This window comes from Mesorhizobium sp. WSM4816 (assembly GCF_055811535.1).
On sequence record NZ_JBVVQR010000006.1, the window covers coordinates 147,263 to 163,374 of the forward strand.

16 protein-coding genes are annotated in these 16,112 nt (G+C 63.0%); 7 read left to right on the plus strand and 9 right to left on the minus strand.

Going from position 1 to position 16,112, the window contains the following annotated elements:
• The first annotated feature begins 31 nt into the window (after positions 1 to 31).
• Positions 32 to 1,153, plus strand: a complete 1,122-nt coding sequence (locus tag AC0L3H_RS10110; RefSeq protein WP_473585352.1) for a Gfo/Idh/MocA family protein — start codon at positions 32 to 34, stop codon at positions 1,151 to 1,153.
• On the opposite strand, the gene AC0L3H_RS10115 is transcribed toward AC0L3H_RS10110, so the two are convergent.
• Together AC0L3H_RS10115 and AC0L3H_RS10120 are read right to left on the minus strand one after the other, a co-directional pair.
• The gene (locus tag AC0L3H_RS10115) at positions 1,128 to 1,343 is read right to left on the minus strand and encodes a hypothetical protein (RefSeq protein ID WP_329608797.1); all 216 of its coding nucleotides are present in this window, start codon (positions 1,341 to 1,343) and stop codon (positions 1,128 to 1,130) included. The two genes, AC0L3H_RS10110 and AC0L3H_RS10115, sit on opposite strands and share 26 nt — an antisense overlap.
• Before the next feature lie 193 nt (positions 1,344 to 1,536).
• Positions 1,537 to 2,073, minus strand: a complete 537-nt coding sequence (locus AC0L3H_RS10120) for a TetR/AcrR family transcriptional regulator (RefSeq protein WP_473585353.1) — start codon at positions 2,071 to 2,073, stop codon at positions 1,537 to 1,539.
• Between the two features lie 150 nt (positions 2,074 to 2,223).
• Here AC0L3H_RS10120 and AC0L3H_RS10125 point away from each other — a divergent pair, with 150 nt between their 5' ends.
• Together AC0L3H_RS10125 and AC0L3H_RS10130 are read left to right on the plus strand one after the other, a co-directional pair.
• Entirely contained in the window at positions 2,224 to 3,477 is a 1,254-nt protein-coding gene (locus AC0L3H_RS10125; protein ID WP_473585354.1) for an efflux RND transporter periplasmic adaptor subunit, read from the plus strand.
• Positions 3,474 to 6,557 carry an efflux RND transporter permease subunit gene (locus AC0L3H_RS10130; protein ID WP_473585355.1) on the plus strand — a complete coding sequence of 1,028 codons (3,084 nt, stop codon included), beginning with the start codon at positions 3,474 to 3,476 and terminating at the stop codon, positions 6,555 to 6,557. The genes AC0L3H_RS10125 and AC0L3H_RS10130 overlap by 4 nt, the downstream gene beginning before the upstream one ends.
• 87 nt (positions 6,558 to 6,644) lie before the next feature.
• Here AC0L3H_RS10130 and AC0L3H_RS10135 read toward each other — a convergent pair whose 3' ends face one another.
• A complete protein-coding gene (locus AC0L3H_RS10135; RefSeq protein WP_473585412.1) occupies positions 6,645 to 7,118 on the minus strand; it encodes a L,D-transpeptidase in 474 nt (157 codons plus the stop codon).
• 355 nt (positions 7,119 to 7,473) lie between these two features.
• Here AC0L3H_RS10135 and AC0L3H_RS10140 point away from each other — a divergent pair, with 355 nt between their 5' ends.
• Positions 7,474 to 7,740: a hypothetical protein gene (locus AC0L3H_RS10140; RefSeq protein WP_473585356.1), complete on the plus strand. Its 267-nt coding sequence runs from the start codon at positions 7,474 to 7,476 to the stop codon at positions 7,738 to 7,740.
• 23 nt (positions 7,741 to 7,763) lie between these two features.
• Positions 7,764 to 7,931, plus strand: a complete 168-nt coding sequence (locus tag AC0L3H_RS10145) for a hypothetical protein (RefSeq protein WP_023797130.1) — start codon at positions 7,764 to 7,766, stop codon at positions 7,929 to 7,931.
• 54 nt (positions 7,932 to 7,985) lie between these two features.
• Here the strand turns inward: AC0L3H_RS10145 and AC0L3H_RS10150 are convergent, their stop codons facing one another.
• A complete protein-coding gene (locus AC0L3H_RS10150) occupies positions 7,986 to 8,672 on the minus strand; it encodes a response regulator transcription factor (protein ID WP_023797129.1) in 687 nt (228 codons plus the stop codon).
• A 47-nt stretch (positions 8,673 to 8,719) separates the two neighbouring features.
• On the opposite strand from AC0L3H_RS10150, the gene AC0L3H_RS10155 reads away from it, so the two are divergent.
• Positions 8,720 to 9,499 carry a response regulator gene (locus AC0L3H_RS10155; RefSeq protein ID WP_473585413.1) on the plus strand — a complete coding sequence of 260 codons (780 nt, stop codon included), beginning with the start codon at positions 8,720 to 8,722 and terminating at the stop codon, positions 9,497 to 9,499.
• A gap of 66 nt (positions 9,500 to 9,565) precedes the next feature.
• Positions 9,566 to 11,650 carry a GAF domain-containing sensor histidine kinase gene (locus tag AC0L3H_RS10160; protein ID WP_473585357.1) on the plus strand — a complete coding sequence of 695 codons (2,085 nt, stop codon included), beginning with the start codon at positions 9,566 to 9,568 and terminating at the stop codon, positions 11,648 to 11,650.
• A gap of 131 nt (positions 11,651 to 11,781) precedes the next feature.
• Here the strand turns inward: AC0L3H_RS10160 and AC0L3H_RS10165 are convergent, their stop codons facing one another.
• The 5 genes from AC0L3H_RS10165 to AC0L3H_RS10185 all read right to left on the minus strand — a co-directional run bounded on the left by AC0L3H_RS10165 (position 11,782) and on the right by AC0L3H_RS10185 (position 16,060).
• Positions 11,782 to 12,192 (minus strand): hypothetical protein, encoded by a 411-nt coding sequence (locus tag AC0L3H_RS10165; RefSeq protein ID WP_473585358.1) that lies wholly within the window; start codon positions 12,190 to 12,192, stop codon positions 11,782 to 11,784.
• Between the two features lie 260 nt (positions 12,193 to 12,452).
• Complete coding sequence (locus AC0L3H_RS10170) at positions 12,453 to 13,739, minus strand: flavin monoamine oxidase family protein (protein WP_473585359.1); 1,287 nt, start codon at positions 13,737 to 13,739, stop codon at positions 12,453 to 12,455.
• 125 nt (positions 13,740 to 13,864) lie between these two features.
• Positions 13,865 to 14,923: a dipeptidase gene (locus AC0L3H_RS10175; protein ID WP_473493781.1), complete on the minus strand. Its 1,059-nt coding sequence runs from the start codon at positions 14,921 to 14,923 to the stop codon at positions 13,865 to 13,867.
• Between the two features lie 198 nt (positions 14,924 to 15,121).
• A complete protein-coding gene (locus AC0L3H_RS10180; protein ID WP_473585360.1) occupies positions 15,122 to 15,421 on the minus strand; it encodes a GNAT family N-acetyltransferase in 300 nt (99 codons plus the stop codon).
• 3 nt (positions 15,422 to 15,424) lie between these two features.
• On the minus strand, positions 15,425 to 16,060 hold the full coding sequence (locus AC0L3H_RS10185; RefSeq protein ID WP_473585361.1) for an alpha/beta hydrolase: 636 nt from the start codon (positions 16,058 to 16,060) through the stop codon (positions 15,425 to 15,427).
• Positions 16,061 to 16,112: the final 52 nt, after the last annotated feature.

Below are 16,112 nucleotides of genomic sequence, written 5' to 3' on the forward strand. Positions count from 1 at the left end.
TGAAACAATTGGTTTGCGAAGGGAGTGTGCCGTGGCGGTGATCCGTGTCGGGCTAGTGGGACTTGGAGAGGTCGCGCAATCAATCCATCTGCCGGTGCTGAGCGATCAGCGCGAGAGCTGGCTGGTATCAGGCATCTATGATGTGTCGCCGAGCCTGATGGCGCTGTGCACATCCGAATACCCGACCGCCAAAGCCTTCGAAACGGCAGAGGCGCTAATCGACTCGCCGGATATCGACGCGGTTTTCATCCTCTCGTCAGACGAGACCCACAGCCGTTTCGTCCGAGCCGCCGTCCAGGCGAACAAGCATGTCCTCTTGGAAAAGCCCGCCTGCCTGACGGTGCGCGAGATCGACGAGCTTCTGGCACTGACGCCAAACTACGCCAAGACGATCTTCGTCGGCTACATGCGCCGCTACGCTCCGGCCTATCTTGCAGCGATGGAGGAACTGCCTGACTTCGCCGACATAACCCATGTCCGCATCTTCGACCTGATCTCCGAGGGCCGGCATTTCCTGAAGGAGAGCCAGAACGTCCTCTATCCCACCGACATAGATCCGGCCCTTTTGGCACGCGGCGCCGGGGAGCGCGAGGCGCTGATTCGCGAAGTGGTGGGCAGCGATGCGCCCGCCGATCTCGTACGCGCCTATCGCGGCCTGACGGCGCTGAGCTCGCACCATATTTCGGCGATGCGCGGGCTCCTCGGCGAACCGGCCCGTGTGCTGGCGGCGCACCGCACCAATGGCGGGGCCAACACCAGCGTGACCTTCGACTACGGCCATTTCGCCTGCTGCTACGACGCAGTGGTCGACGATCTCGGCCTGTTCGACGCGATGATCGAGGTGCGCTCGAACACCAAACGGGTCCGCATCATTTACGACACCCCCTACATCCGCAGCCTGCCGACGCGACTCGAAGTGACGGAAGCCGGGGCAGCCGGCCCGGTGACGCGGACATTCGGGCCGCTGTATGGCGACGCCTTCTCCAACGAACTGGAAACCTTCCACCGCCACATCACCGCCAGGACGAAGCCGCTGACCGACCTAGCGGACTCCCGCCGCGACCTGGCGCTGATGGCCGAGATTATCGAACAGATGAAGAAGACTGGCGACCGCCGCAGCCTGCCGCCTACTTCCCGCAATGGTGATCGTTGATCTTGTTCAAGGCATTCGCGTCGGGCCCGACCCGATGATAGGAGCAGGGCCCTGCGGCTGTCGTGAACAACTGCCGATCATAGTAGCGCGGGCCGCCGAACAGAATGTCGATGATGTTGCCTTCGGCGGGAACGTAGCGCTCAGGGTGAGGCCGATCATCGCGATCTCCAGCCAAGGCCGCGGCGGACATGCTGCAGCCCATTGCGAAAACGAGAGCGCGGATCGCAAAGCGTTTTGTTGTCATCACCAATCCCCTTCCGGCCGTTCGGCTTCTCACCATACATCCAAAATCGCCAGCCGGACAAAAGTTCCCTCACCCTGGCAGACCAGCCCAACCATATGACCTGTCACAATAGCTTTATCCTGCGGCGCTGCGCGGCAATCTATCCCGCAATCTCCAGCAAGGACGATATCAGCAACCGGCGTTCGTCGACCGAAAGAACATCCGAATCGAAGAGATTCATGCTGCGAAGTCCTTCGATGGCGAGGTAGCAGACCAGCAGCGCCTTGAGGTCCGGCGATTCTTCCTTGAGCCGTTCGAAAACCTGCCGCCTGAACGCTTTTATCGGCGTCAGGAAATCGGGATCCTCGGCGATCGCCGAAAATATCCAGGACGCCGACGGTTTCGATTCCGCGGCATGTTCGGCCGAAAGCTTGATGTAGGTCGCAAGCGGGCTCTCGCCCGCGACGCCGGCAGTGCGGGCGGCGTCCAGCGCCTGCTCGAAGGCGCGAAGATAATCCTCAACCAGCGCCTGCATCAGCTTCGCCTTGGTCGGGAAATTGTACAGCAAGCCGCCTTTCGACACCCCGGCCCGGCTGGCGACGGCGTCCAGCGACAGGCTGCCAGGCCCTGTCTCGCGTGCCACATCGGCGGCGGCAGCGAGAATTTTATCACGCGAATTTGCTCTGCGGGCTTTCATCAATCGCTCCCCATACATTAGCCTACGCGGAATTGACAAGACCGTCCAGACGGTACAGTAAGGTCGCCGTCATTTGATATCGGGACCAGTCACAGCTATGTGTTTGGGTCATCCGACTGTTGTGCCGGGCCATGGCCAAGGGGACTGTTCGTGATCAAGCGTTTCATCATCGCCTTCATTCTGCTCGTGGTGGTCTGCGGTGGCATCGTCGGCTTCAACCTGTTCCGCGACAATGCAATGCAGGAATTCTTCGCCACGATGAAGCCGCCGGCGGCGACCGTGTCGACGATGATCGTCAAGCCGACGGGGTGGACGCCGGGCGTCGAGGCGATCGGCACTGTCAGTGCGGTCCGCGGTGTCGACCTGACCGTCGAAACCGCCGGCATCGTCAAGGATATCCTGTTTCACGCCAATCAGAAGGTTGAAGCCAACGCGGGCCTCCTTCAGCTTGACGATGCTGCCGAGCGCGCCGATCTCGATGCGACGAAGGCGCAAGCAGCGCTCGACCAGACGGCGTTGACACGCGCCCTTGAATTGCAGAAACGCGATGTCGGCTCGGAATCGACGCTCGATTCAGCGCGGGCAGCCGCATTGGCTTCCGCTTCGCGGGTCAACAGGCTGCAGGCGGTGCTCGAGCAGAAGCTGCTGACAGCGCCCTTCAGCGGCACCATTGGTATCCCCAGGATCGATCTCGGCCAGTATCTCTCACCCGGCACTTCCGTAGCCACCCTGCAGGATCTGGAGACGATGCGGGCCGATTTCTCGGTTCCCGAACAGCAGCTTTCGCTGCTCAAGATCGGCCAGACGCTGCGGCTGGGCATTGGCGACGGCGAGCTTCCGTTCGCCGGCACCATCCGCGGTATCGACCCGAAGATCAATCCGACCAGCCGGATGGTGACGGTCAGGGCCGAGGTCGCCAACCCCGAAGGCAAGCTGACGCCTGGCCAGTTCGTGCAGGTGCGCGTCGAACTGCTCGAGGAAAACAACGTGCTAACGGTGCCGCAGACCGCGCTGACCTCCAGCCTCTACGGTGATTTCGTCTACGTGGTGCGTCCGGCAAAGCCAGCCGCGGCCAACGGCGCCGCCCCTGCCGCTGCGGAGCCGGAAGAAAAGCCGGCCACGGACCCCGCGGCCGAAGCGTCCGCAGCAAAACCCGAGGAGAAACCAGCTGCTGCGCCGGCCGAACCGACGGCGGAAGAACAAAAGCCGCAGCTCGTGCTTGCCCAGGTGTTCGTCAAGCCAGGCCGCCGTAATGCCGGCCTGGTTGAGATCCTGGAAGGCATCGCCCCCGGCGACGAAGTCGTTACCGCCGGCCAGAACCGGCTTTCCAACGGCATGTCCGTTGCCGTCGACAACACCATCGATCCGACCAAGCCGGCAAACCAGCAGGCAGCCCAGAAATGAGCTTCTCCGACATCTTCATTCGCCGTCCGGTCCTTTCGACCGTGCTCGCCTTGATGATCCTGCTTCTGGGTTTCCAGGGCATCTTCAGCCTCTCGATCCGGCAGTATCCGGAGGTCGAAGAAACGGCCATCACGATCACCACAGCCTATCCCGGCGCCAGCGCCGACCTGATCCAGGGGTTCATTTCCGCGCCGATCGCCCGTGCCGTCGCCTCGACCGAAAACATCGATTACGTCACGTCGGCGAGCCGGCCGTCCTCAAGCACCGTGACGGTGCAGATGAAACTCGGGTCCAATCCCGACGTCGCGCTGAACGAAGTCTTGTCGAAGGTACAAAGCGTGCGCGGCGACCTGCCGGACGAGTCCGAAGACCCGGTGATCGTCAAGGGCACCGGCGAGCAGTTCGCGATGATGTATATCTCGATGCAGAATCCGAACATGACGCCGGAACAGCTCACCGAATATATCGAGCGCGTCGTGCGACCGCGCATGTCGACGGTCGAGGGCGTCGCCGACGTGCAGATCTTCGGGGCCGCCGAATATTCGATGCGCGTCTGGATAGACCCGATCAAACTGGCGGCGCGCGGCGTGACGGCGTCGGAAGTGCTGACCGCGATCAACGCATCGAATTTCCTCTCCGCACCCGGCAATACCGAAAACGAATATGTCGCCTCCTCGATCACCGTCCGCTCGACGCTGCAGACGCCGGAGGCTTTCGCCGCTCTTCCGCTTCGTTCGACAGGCGGCAATGTGGTGCGATTGCGCGACGTGGCGCGCGTCGAGCTCGCCGCGGCGAATACCGACACCAGGGTCACTTTCAACGGCAAGCCCGGCATCTTTCTCGCCATTTTCCCGACGCCGGCCGCCAATCCCCTGACGACGGCGGGGGCGATCCACGACATCGTGCCGACGATCCAGGAGACGCTGCCGCAAGGCATGACGATCGAGATCGTCTACGATTCGACCGAGCAGATCAGCGCATCGATCGAGGAGGTGTTCAAGACCATCGGCGAGGCGGTCGTCATCGTCATCGTCGTCATCCTGCTTTTTCTTGGCTCGTTCCGCTCGGTGCTGATGCCGATCGTGACTATTCCCCTGTCGCTGATCGGCGTCTGTTTCCTGCTGTTTACGCTCGGCTATTCGATCAATCTTTTGTCGTTGCTGGCCATGGTGCTGGCGATCGGCCTCGTCGTCGACGATGCCATCGTGGTGGTGGAAAACATTCACCGCCACATGGAGGAAGACGGTTTGTCGCCGATGCAGGCGGCGTTCAACGGCATGCGGGAGATCTCGTCCGCCGTCATCGCCATGACGATAACGCTGGCCGCCGTGTTCGCGCCGCTGGCCTTCACCGGCGGCCTGACCGGCGCCCTGTTTCGCGAATTCGCGGTGACGCTTGCCGGCTCGGTGGTGCTTTCGGGTGTCGTCGCCCTCACCGTCACCCCAATGATGTCGGCACGCATCCTGAGGGCCGGCTCGCACAGCCGCTTCCAGCGCATTGTCGACAACACGTTCAGGCGCGTCGAAAACGTCTATGAGCGGCTGGTCAGCGGCTCGTTGAAATACCGCCCAGTGACGCTGATGATCGTCATCGCACTGGTCGCCACGACCGGCTTCATGTTCACCAAGACCGCGAGCGAACTGGCGCCCGAAGAAGACCAGGGCTTCCTGCTGTCTCTTGTGAACGCGCCGCGCTACGCCACGTCGGACTACACCGAAACCTATGTGAACCAGATTCTCGGGCTGGTGAATGACATCCCCGAAACCAGGGCGCGGTTCTCCGCTGTCGCCTTCGGGGGCCCGACGAACAGCGCCTTCGTCGGTTTCGCTTTCAAGGACTGGGCCGAGCGCGCGCGCAGCTCGAAGGAACTTCAGGAAGACATCACCGCCCGCCTCGCCAAGGTGGCGGGCGTCGAGGCTTTCGTCTTCGCCCCACCGACGCTGCCCGGCTCCGGCGGCGGCCTGCCGGTCACCATGGTGGTGCGCTCGACCGGCGATGCCTCCCAGGTGTTCGAGGCGGCCGAGGACATCAAGAACAAGGCGCAGGCCTCCGGTCGCTTCCTCGCCGTGCAGAATTCGATGTCCTTCGATGCGCCGCAAGTGACGGTGACGATCGACCGCGACCGCGCCGCGGCCCTCAACCTGCCGATCGCCGACATCGGCCGGACGCTGACCCTTTTGGTCGGTGGCGCCGAAGTGGCGCAGTTCGACCGCGAATCCAACAGCTACGACATCATCCCTCAGGTGCCGCAGAACTTCCGCGACAACCCTGAAAAGCTGGCCGAGTATTTCGTCCGCAGCGCGTCGGGCGAGATGGTGCCGCTCTCGGCGGTGGTGAAGATCTCGACCAACGCCTCGCCGGCCGTGATCGAGCAGTTCAACCAATTGAACTCCGCCACGATTTCCGCTCTGCCATTGCCCACCATCACCACCGGCGACGGGCTGAGGACCATCGAGGACATCGCCAGGGAAAGCCTGCCCGACACGTTCTTCATCGACTATACCGGCCAGTCGCGGCAGGAGAAGGAACAGGGCTACACGATCATCATCGCCTTCGCGGCAGCTGTTCTTGTGATCTATCTGGTGCTGGCGGCGCAGTTCGAAAGCTTCCGCGATCCGTTGATCATCATGATGTCGGTGCCGCTGTCGATCTTCGGCGCAATCGTGCCGCTCAATCTGGGGCTGGGTACGCTCAACATCTACACGCAGGTCGGGCTGATCACGCTGATCGGCCTGATCACCAAGCACGGCATTCTTCTGGTCGAATTCGCCAACCAGCAGCGCGAGCTCCACGGGATGCGGCGGCGCGATGCGATCGTCGCCTCGGCCAGGGTGCGGCTAAGACCGATCCTGATGACGACGGCGGCGATGGCGCTCGGCGTGGTGCCGCTGATCGTCTCCAGCGGCGCAGGCGCCGCAGCGCGCTATTCGATGGGCCTGGTGATCTTCACCGGCATTCTGGTGGGAACCATGTTCACCCTGTTCGTGGTGCCGATGTTCTACACCTTCATCGCCAGCAAGGACCTGCCGCATCACGCCGAGAAGCCGGACCCGAGGCTGATGCCGGTGCCTGTCGATTGATTGAGAAAAAGGCCGGAAATTCCGGCCTTTTTCTTGGGCAGTGATGTCCGACCGCAACGTATTTATAAAGGCGGATCGTCTTGCTTGTCATTTGACGATGACGATCCTGGTGTTGGTCGGACCGAACATCTCGACAAGCTGGTAGAAGTCGGCGGCGTTGTCCGGATGCAGCCGCACGCAGCCATGCGAGGCCGGCTGGCCGAGGCGCCTGACGAAATTGGTCGCATGCACGGCGTAGCCACCCTTGAAGAAGACCGAATGCGGCATCGGCGCGTTGTCATATTTCCTCGAATACCACATCTGGTGCATGCGGGTCGGCTTGAACGACCCAGTCGGGGTGAGATGCCCCCTACCGCCGGTCGAGACTTTCCACGCGAAGGTCGGCCGGCCGTCTACGAGGACTTCCATCGTCTGCTGCGAAAGCGAAATCCGCGCCACGATCTGATTGGCGGCCCGATTGGCAGCATCGGCAACGCCGTTGCCGGCGCCGAACAGAAGAACCGTGCCCGCGGTGACGGTGGCGGCGATGTTGATGAGCTTGGCGGAAATGGCAGTGTACATGATATCCCCCTGTCTGCCGGGCATGGCCGGCTCCAATTCGATGACTGGCTTGTCGTCGGGTCACGTTTCGAATTGATTTCGCACGGCCCACGTTTCTGTTTCGAAACTGTTTCCTCTGGTTAACGGCCGGAGGCCCATCCGAGGCATTTGCAGGGGTGAAAGCAAGGACAGGACGGTTTGCCTGGTCGAGCTCGGACCGGAAAAGCTACTGCCATCTCCTGGCAGAAGCGCGGTCTTCCCTCACATGAAAGAAAGCTCGAAACCAATCGGCAACAAAGCGCGGACTCGAGCGGCATGATGTTGATACAGGCCACCGGCAAAGTTGACCCAACGAAAACAGCCGGCACAAACCAAGATGAACATGCAATCGAACGTGATCTCCTGGTTCAGGATAAGCATAGAAGCAGCGTTGATTTGCATGCCGCACTGTTTTCGCCACGGTCTGGATCGTGTCCAGCCTGCGCATAACCGGCTCAAGGCCCTCTGGCGGGTCGGTTTTGGGCTGAAGAAGATGCGCGGCACCTCCGGCAACTTGCAGCCGAGAGGACCGAAGGCCCGCGCCGCAACGGGGGGCTCCGATGGCGGCGCGGGCACTTCGGGGTTTTCCCTGAAGCGAACGTGAAACCAAATTTGGGGACGAAAACGATGAACACGAAATTTGCAGCTTCGGTGCTTTCCGCACTGCTCTACGCACAGGGCCTGCTCGGCTTTGCCGGCCTCGCCACCGTGCTTCTCAGGGATCGTGCCCATGCCAGCGAATTCGTCGCGGCCAGCGAAATGCCGTCAGGTCCGTCGCTTCTCGTGGTGCGCTGAGCGCCTGGGCCTGTGGACAGTACGGTGAGGGGCTCGCTGGTGAGGGGCTGGGCCTCAGTCGGCGAACTGCGTCGGCGGATCGAACCGGTAGCCCGCACCCCGTATGGTGGTGATGGTTTCGGTGTCGAGCTTGCGGCGCAGTCGCACAATGCGCGAATCGATCGAGCGATCGAAGGCATCGGCATTTTCGGCGGGCGCGGCGGCAATGATATCGTCGCGCGTCAAGACCTTGCGCGGACTGGCCAGGAACAATCTGAGCAGCGCCACCTGACCCGGCGACAACTGTTCTTCCGTGCCGGAGCGATGCATGACCATGGCCGACCGGAGGTCGACCGTCGCGTTCTCCAGCACGACCAATTCCCCGGCGTTCCGGCCGCGCCGTGCCAGCAAGCCGCCGATACGGGCGGCGAGTTCCCTGACGTTGAGCGGGCTCTCGACGACGTCAGCGGCGCCGAGCTCGAGCGCCAGAACCTTGTCGACGAGATCGGCCGGCCGGCAGATCAGGATGAAATCCGGCCCGCCCTCGCCGCCATGGCGCTTGAGCAGATCACGCCCTTCCGCCTGGCTGAGGCTGTCGCCGACGACAACGACATCGATGCCGTTTCCGGAAAGCAAGGATTCGGCCTCCCACGGCTGCCGCACTGCGCGCACGTCATGACCGCGCCGTTCGAGATGGTCGGCCAGATCGGTTGCGACCACTTCGGCGACGGAAACAAGCGCGATGATGGATCGTGCAGCCATTTTTTTCCACCCTGCAACCCGGCAACCCAAGATGAGTGCTGGACATGATGTTTATACCCAATCTACTTTCCGCTGAAAGTGGGAGCGAGAGCATCGTGCGGGCACGAATTGTCGTCGTCGAGGACGAGCCGGATCTGAGGGACGCGGTCGCCGAATATCTCGACGCCAGCGGCTACGATGTCGCTACGGCCGAGAGTGCCAGCGCTGCGCGAACCTTGCTGGAAACGCAGTCGTTTCACCTGGCCATCCTCGACATCGCCATGCCGGGCGAGGACGGCCTGTCGCTTGGCCGCTGGATGCGCTCGAAAACGCCGATCGGCATCATCTATGCCACTGCCGCCGGCACCGCGCTCGACCGCATCGTCGGGCTGGAACTCGGCGCCGACGACTATATCGTCAAGCCTTACGAATTGCGCGAGGTGCTGGCTCGGGTCCGCAGCGTGCTGCGCCGCGTGCCGCAGCCGGCCGAGCCGCAGGCCGCCAAGGCCGAAACAACTGCCAACCGCCGTTCCATGAGCTTCGGACCTTTCCATGCCGATCTCGACGGTCGGTTCGTCACCGGCACCAATGGGACGGTCATCGACCTGGCCAAGAGCGAGTTCGACGTGCTGGAGGTCTTCCTGACGCGTGCCAACCGCTTGCTGACGCGTGCGGCGATCTCCGAGGCTATCGGCTTCGCGGAAGATCCTGAATCGTCACGTGCAGTCGACATCCGCATCATGCGGCTGAGGAAGAAGATCGAGGCGGACCCGGCCAATCCGAAATTCCTGCGCACAGTCCGCGGCGAAGGCTATATCTTCTCGCTGCCGACCAGCGAAGGCAACTGAGCGGCGCGACCAACCACTCTCGGTGGCACGACTGTGAAATGACGGCTGACCCCATGACGGCTGACCATGACGGCTGAAGCACGCGGCGATAGGCACGGCGTCAGGCAGGGCGCGGCGATGGCCGCTGTTCACATCGTTCGCCGGCTTCACGAAGCTGGCGACTGGCAGCGCGAGATGGGCAGCATCCTTGAAACGCTGTGCGGGGCCATGGATTGCCAGCGCGGCATCCTGTTTCGGCTGCGCGAACTGCCCGGCCAAGGCTTTGCCCAATCGGTGGCGGCCTACTGGATCGACCCCCGATATGGTGGCGAGCTGGCATCGCCGACGGTGATCATGCAGTCGGTTGTCAATTCGGACCCACTGCTGGAACGGTTGGCGGAGGACGAGCGGCAAGGCAAGATCTTCGCGGGACACACGCGCGACCTCGAAGGCTTTCTGAGAACCGACTTCGAAAAGCAGCACATCAAGTCGTTCCTGTCGGTGTCGGTCTTTGCGCATGGCCATCTGTGGGGCACGCTGGCGGTCAACGACTGCGTGAACGAGCGCCAATGGACCAACGAGGAAGAGGCAACGCTGCACATCGTGGCGCTGGCCATCGGCAACGCCATCGAACGATCGCTTTCCGATGCCCACGCCAGCGAAGTCATCCGCCGCACCATGCTGCAGGCCTCGCTCGACGCGATCATCGTCATCGACGAGACCGGTTCGATCATCGAGTTCAATCCGGCCGCCGAAAAGATGTTCGGCTACCAGCGCAGCGACATCCTCGGCAAGGACCTGCTCGACACCGTCGTTCCGGAATATTATCGCAAGGGCTATGTGTCGGGCGCCGAATACATGTCGGGCCGCGGCGCGCCGATGGTCGGGCAGCGGATCGAGACCGTCACCCAGAATGCTGCCGGCGAGGTCTTTCCGATCGAATTGACGGCAACCGAGATGCGGGTCGCCGACCGCCGCCTGATCTTCGGCTCGATCCGCGACCTTCGCGACAAATTGCGTGCCGAGGAGGAGATCGGCCGCCAGCGCGAAAAGCTGCACCAGAACGAGAAGATGGCGGCGATGGGCTCGCTGCTTGCCGGCGTGTCACACGAGCTCAACAACCCGCTTGCCGTGGTCGTCGCCCAATCGACTTTGTTGCACGAGTTCGCTTCAGACCCGCAGACCAAGGTGCGCGCCGAAAAGGTGCGCGCCGCCGCAGAGCGCTGCGGCCGCATCGTCAAGAGCTTCCTCTCGATGGTCCGCCTGCATCCGGCGTCGCAGGCCGAGACCGACCTCAACCAGGTGGTCCGCGCGGCACTCGAAGTGACCGCCTACGGTGCCAGGTCGACCGGCATCATTATCGATACCGATTTCGCCAGCGGCCCGCTGCTGGCCATGGCCGACGCCGACCATGTGACGCAAGTGGCCGCCAACTTCCTCATCAACAGCCAGCACGCTCTGGCCGGCATCGGCGGCGACCGGCTGATCAAGGTTCGCACGTTTCGCAGCGATCGCGGCAATCCCTGTTTCTCGGTCGAGGACAACGGGCCGGGCGTGCCGGAAGCGATACGCTCTCGCATCTTCGAATCGTATTTCACCACCAAGCCGGTCGGCGTCGGCACCGGCATCGGCCTGTCGATCTCGAAATCGATCATCGAACGGCACAATGGCAATGTCTGGTTCGAGGAAGTTCTGCCGAGAGGCGCCCGTTTCGTTGTCCAGTTGCCGGCGATCGCCGGCGGCGCGGCCGCCGCCGGCGAAAGCCCGTCGCGCTCGAGCGGATTGCGCCATGCCCTGATCATCGACGACGAGCCGGATGTCGCCGCCTCGCTGTCCGACATTCTGGAGTTGATGGGCATCAAGTCGCGGATCGTGCCGGCCTGGGTGTCGGCCGCCGCGACCTTGTCGGGCCATATGCCACCGGACATCGTCTTTTCCGATCTGCGCATGCCCGGCACCAGCGGCATATCGATCTATCGCGAACTGCTCGCCGAAAAGCCTGATCTGGCGCGGCGCTTCGTTCTGGTCACCGGCGACCTGATCGGCGCGAAAGCCGAAATCGAGGCATTGCCGGCGCCGCAGCGGCCGCAGATCCTGGAAAAGCCGTTCAGCACGCTGGACGTGCGCGGCGTGCTGTCGGCCATCGCCGAGCAGGCCGCATTGGGCAGCTAGAACTTCGGACCGGTGGAATCGGCTTTTGAAAAATTCCGATGCTCAACAAAGGGCTAAGTTCCACGGAAAAAAGACTCCCGGCCGAGGATGCGGCGGGAGCCTGCCTGGAGCGCTGGAGGGTCGCTCGGGCATCAAAAAACGTTCGGGGTATCGGTCAGCGGCGCGGCATTGGCGATCACGCGAACCGCGCGGGCCTTGTGAATGCCGGATTGCTCGGCAATGACGCGCAGGCAGTCCGCACTCTCGGCGCCCCAGGCCTGCCCCTTGCAGACAAAATCGATCTCCGGCATCGGCAGCCGCGCGGTCTTGGTCGTGGTCGGCGCGCCCTTGACGATGTTTGCCCGCGGGTTCAGTGAAGCAAAGGCGGGACCGACCGTTGGCGCGAAGGCCATGCCGGCGAACGCGGCGGCGCCCAGCACCACGAACAGCGCCATCGGATGGTCGTTGGCGCGCTGGCGCAGCGCCAGCTTCGGCCGCCGTTCCTTGCCCTTCAGCGCTTGCAGACGGCGGTCATTGCAGGCAGTCCGGATTTTCGTATACATCGCGCTTCCCTTCGTCGATCTTCTTTTTTTGTTGAAACGAACTTAGTCGCACCTTGTAACGGACGAACGACGCCGCAAACTGACCGTGTAACAGCTTTGAAACGGGGATTCGGCGGGCGGCCATGCAGGGGCGAGGGCGTCGTTGCCGAACTGTTTTCGTGCAGTCGAATGTTCACGGGATCAAATCGCGCCGCTCTGGCCCGGCGACGTCCGGCCGCCACCTTGAGACGCCCTCGCCTGCGACCATGAGGCGCTGGTGATTACTGCAGATTAAATTCCCTGAGGATTTTCTGTGCCGCAATGCGCCCAGCCACGATTGCGCCTTCGACATAGCCCGGAAACGACGGCGACAATTCCGAAGATGCAAAATACACCGGCGGCGCGCCGGCCAGGATAGTTTGTTCGGCCTCGGTGGCACTTGTATCGATGATAAGATCGGCGTAGCCGCCGCCGCTCCAGCGATCATCGGTCCAGTCGCGACAGCTGAAGTCGATGAAGCCGTCCGCGTCCGTGCCGAGCGCCTGCCTCAGCCGCGCCATAACCTCGGTGCGCAACGCGGCATCTCCCAGTTCCCGCCAGCGGAGGGCAAGCGGCCCGCCGACGAAGACGACCAACGCAGGGTGGCGACAATCCTTGCTGACGTCACAGGCAAAAAGTGCCGGCGGATCGCGCCACATCACCATGCCGCTCAGGCCCTTGGCGCGCCAAAACGCGGTGGCATAGCGCATTTGTACTTTGATCACCGCGCCGCTCTGCCAGGCGCCGAGAGCCCTTTGCAAGGCAGCCGGCAGCGGCGGCGCGAAGTCCAGCTTCGAAGCCATCATCGGCGGCATGGCGATCAGTGCTATTCGAGCCGTGATCGAGCCCGTCGTCGACGCGAGACGAACGCCTCCCGGTCTGCGCTCGATCGTTCTGACCGGCGTGTTCAATCGCAGGCGGTCGCCGAGGTCGCCAGCCAGATCATCCGCCAGGGACTGCATGGTTTCGTGCACGAAATATTGCAGCTCCGACACCTCACTGGTGATACGGCGGTCATTGTCGATGAGGTGCCAAAGCGGCAGTTTTTCGAGCGCTTGGCACCACAGGCCCTCGATCATCGAGCGGAAAGCCGCCTTGGCCTCGCCGGGATCGTTCTGGCGATCGAGCCATGCGGCGACGGTCAAGCCGGCGATGGCCGGATCGCCCGGTGCGATCGCGTTCATGCGGTCGCGGATCGACATCGAGGCGTGGTAGATTCGCTCGACTTGCTTTGCGCCGGTCAGTGGCTGGGCAACGAACTCGCCCTTGGCATAGGTCTCGACCAACGTCTTGCCGCGCGTTCGCACCAAGGCCATCAGTTCCGGCATGTCCTCGCACAGGAACTGACCGCCGCTGTCGATCCGCTCGCCAAGCCCGTTCCACTGGGACTCGACCCGCCCGCCGACGCGGCCGCGCGCCTCGAGCAGTGCAAGATCGATGCCGGCCTTGCTCAATTCATGCGCGGCTGACAGGCCGGTAAAGCCGGCGCCGACGATGGCGACATCGGTTCGTACGGTCTGGCGCTTCAAGAGCCGGCCCTGAAGGTCTCGAAACCCGCAATCATCCGCGGCTTGAGCTTCGCAGACAACGGTCCTGTCGAGATCATCAACCCCCGCTCGATCGAATTGCAGGTCGCTCCGCCGGGCGACCCGCTTTAGCCAATGGTCTTTTCCAGCATGCTTATCCAGTTGCGGTAGGCGATCTTCTCGATCAGCGCGCGACCGAAGCCGCGCGCGGCGAACGCGTCGAGCAGCTTCGGCAGGCCGGTGACGTCGCCGATCACAGCCGGGATCATGGCGCCGTCGAAGTCGGACCCGAGCCCGACGCCGTCTTCGCCCAAAGCCTGCAGCAGTGAATCGACATGGCGCACCATGACGTCGAGACTGGTATCGGCATTCATCCTGCCGTCTTCGCGCAAAAACCCGGTCGCGAAATTCAGCCCGACCATGCCGCCCGAGTCGCGGATCGCGCCGAGCTGCCATTCGGTGAGGTTACGCGAATGGCCGCAGATCGCATGGACATTGGAATGGGTCGCGACCAGTGGTGCGTCGCTGATCTCGGCGACGTCGCGAAACCCCTTCTCGTTGAGGTGCGAAAGATCCACCATAATGCCTAGTTGGTTGCAGGCCTTGACCAGCGCCTTGCCGGCATCGGTCAGGCCAGGTCCGGTGTCGGGCGTCGACGGGAAACGGAACGGCACGCCGTGGCCGAAAGCGTTCGGGCGGCTCCAGACGATGCCTAGCGAGCGCAAGCCGGCCGCATGCAGCACATCGAGCATGGTCAGTTCGGGGTCGATCGCCTCGACGCCTTCGATATGGAACACCGCTGCGATCGACCCTTGCGCCATCGCGTTTCGCACATCGCCGGCGCTGCGGCAGATGGTGAGCGCCGACGCTCGTTCCAGCCTGAACAGGATCGAGGCCATGGCGATGGTGGAAGCAAGCGCGTCGGCGCGCGGAATTTCGGGCGGCAAGGGCTCGATATCGCTTGGCGCGGGAGGAACCGCACTGCGCTTGGATTTCTCGACCGGCGGCGGAAAGATTGCGAACATGCCGCCGGCAAAGCCGCCCTGTTTCGCACGCGGCAGGTCGATGTGGCCACCCGATGTTCCCTCGATGAACAGCCTTTCGACATCCGCGTCTTTCGACTGGTAGAGCCTGAGCAGCGTGTCGTTGTGGCCGTCGAAGACGGGAACAAGATCGGTTTCGGTCATCAGGGGGATCATTTCGGTTCGATTGGTCGGGCGGGCAATATCCTACTTAGGCAAGGCAGTACCCACTAGGCAAGACGACTTACTGGTAGACTGGCCACTGGGTAGGACAGGCGATCTGCGCAAATGCCACAGCGATGCACACCCTTAGCTGCCCGCTCTCAACCGTCACCACGCCAAGACCCGTCGCTAGGACCAGCGCTATTGCTTCAGCACGTCGGCCCATTCCGGGTGACGATGGAACTGGGCGTTGGCGAAAGGGCAGAGCGGAATGATCTTCTTGCCCGCCGCGCGCGCGTCCTCGACGGCGCGGGTAACGAGCCTGAGTCCCGCGCCCTGGCCGCGAAACGCATCCGGCACTTCGGTGTGGTCGATGATGATCTGGTGCTCGCCGACCTTGGTAAAAGTCATCTCCGCCTCGGCGCCGTCAGGCCCGCGCAGGAGATAACGGCCCTTGGAACCGCGATCCTCCAGTTCGACCTCCGGCAATTGGTCAGGCATTGCTTACGCTCCTTCTGCCGGCGTAGCGGACAGGAAACGCCGCGCCGCCTCGATCTCGTTCGACTGCACCTCATGGCCGCCGTCGTGCCACTCCACTGTGACATCGGCGCCATCGGCGCGCAAATGGGCTTCTAGCCGCGACGTCAGGTTGGGCGGACAGATCGGATCGCGCCTGCCTGCTGTGACCAGGATGCGGCGGCCGGCCAAGCTACCCTTCACCTCCGGCTCGAATGGGATCAGCGGATGCATCAGCACCGCCGCGTCGAACAGAGAGGGCGCCGCGAACATCACCGAGGCCAGGATGTTGGCGCCGTTCGAATAGCCGAGGCCAAGCACCGACGCGGGCTTTGACGCCTCGACATGCGCCCCGATATGCGCCTTGACGAAGCCAATCATCTTGTCCGTCGCCCGCGCCAGGTCGTCCATGTCGTAGACGCCCTCGCCGGTGCGGCGAAAGAAGCGCGCAGCACCGTCTTCCGAGACATCGCCGCGCGGCGAAACGATCGTCGCCTGCGGCGCGAGATCACGCCCGAGCGACAGAAGCTGGTTCTCGTCGGCCCCGGTGCCGTGGAAGACGAAGAGCAGCGATCCATCAGGCGAACCCGGCAGTGTCTTGTAGGTGTAAGCGTCCTTGCTCATGGCCTTGTCCTTAATGCATGTCGCGCGAAAGTGCGCAGCGGTTTTGCGATGA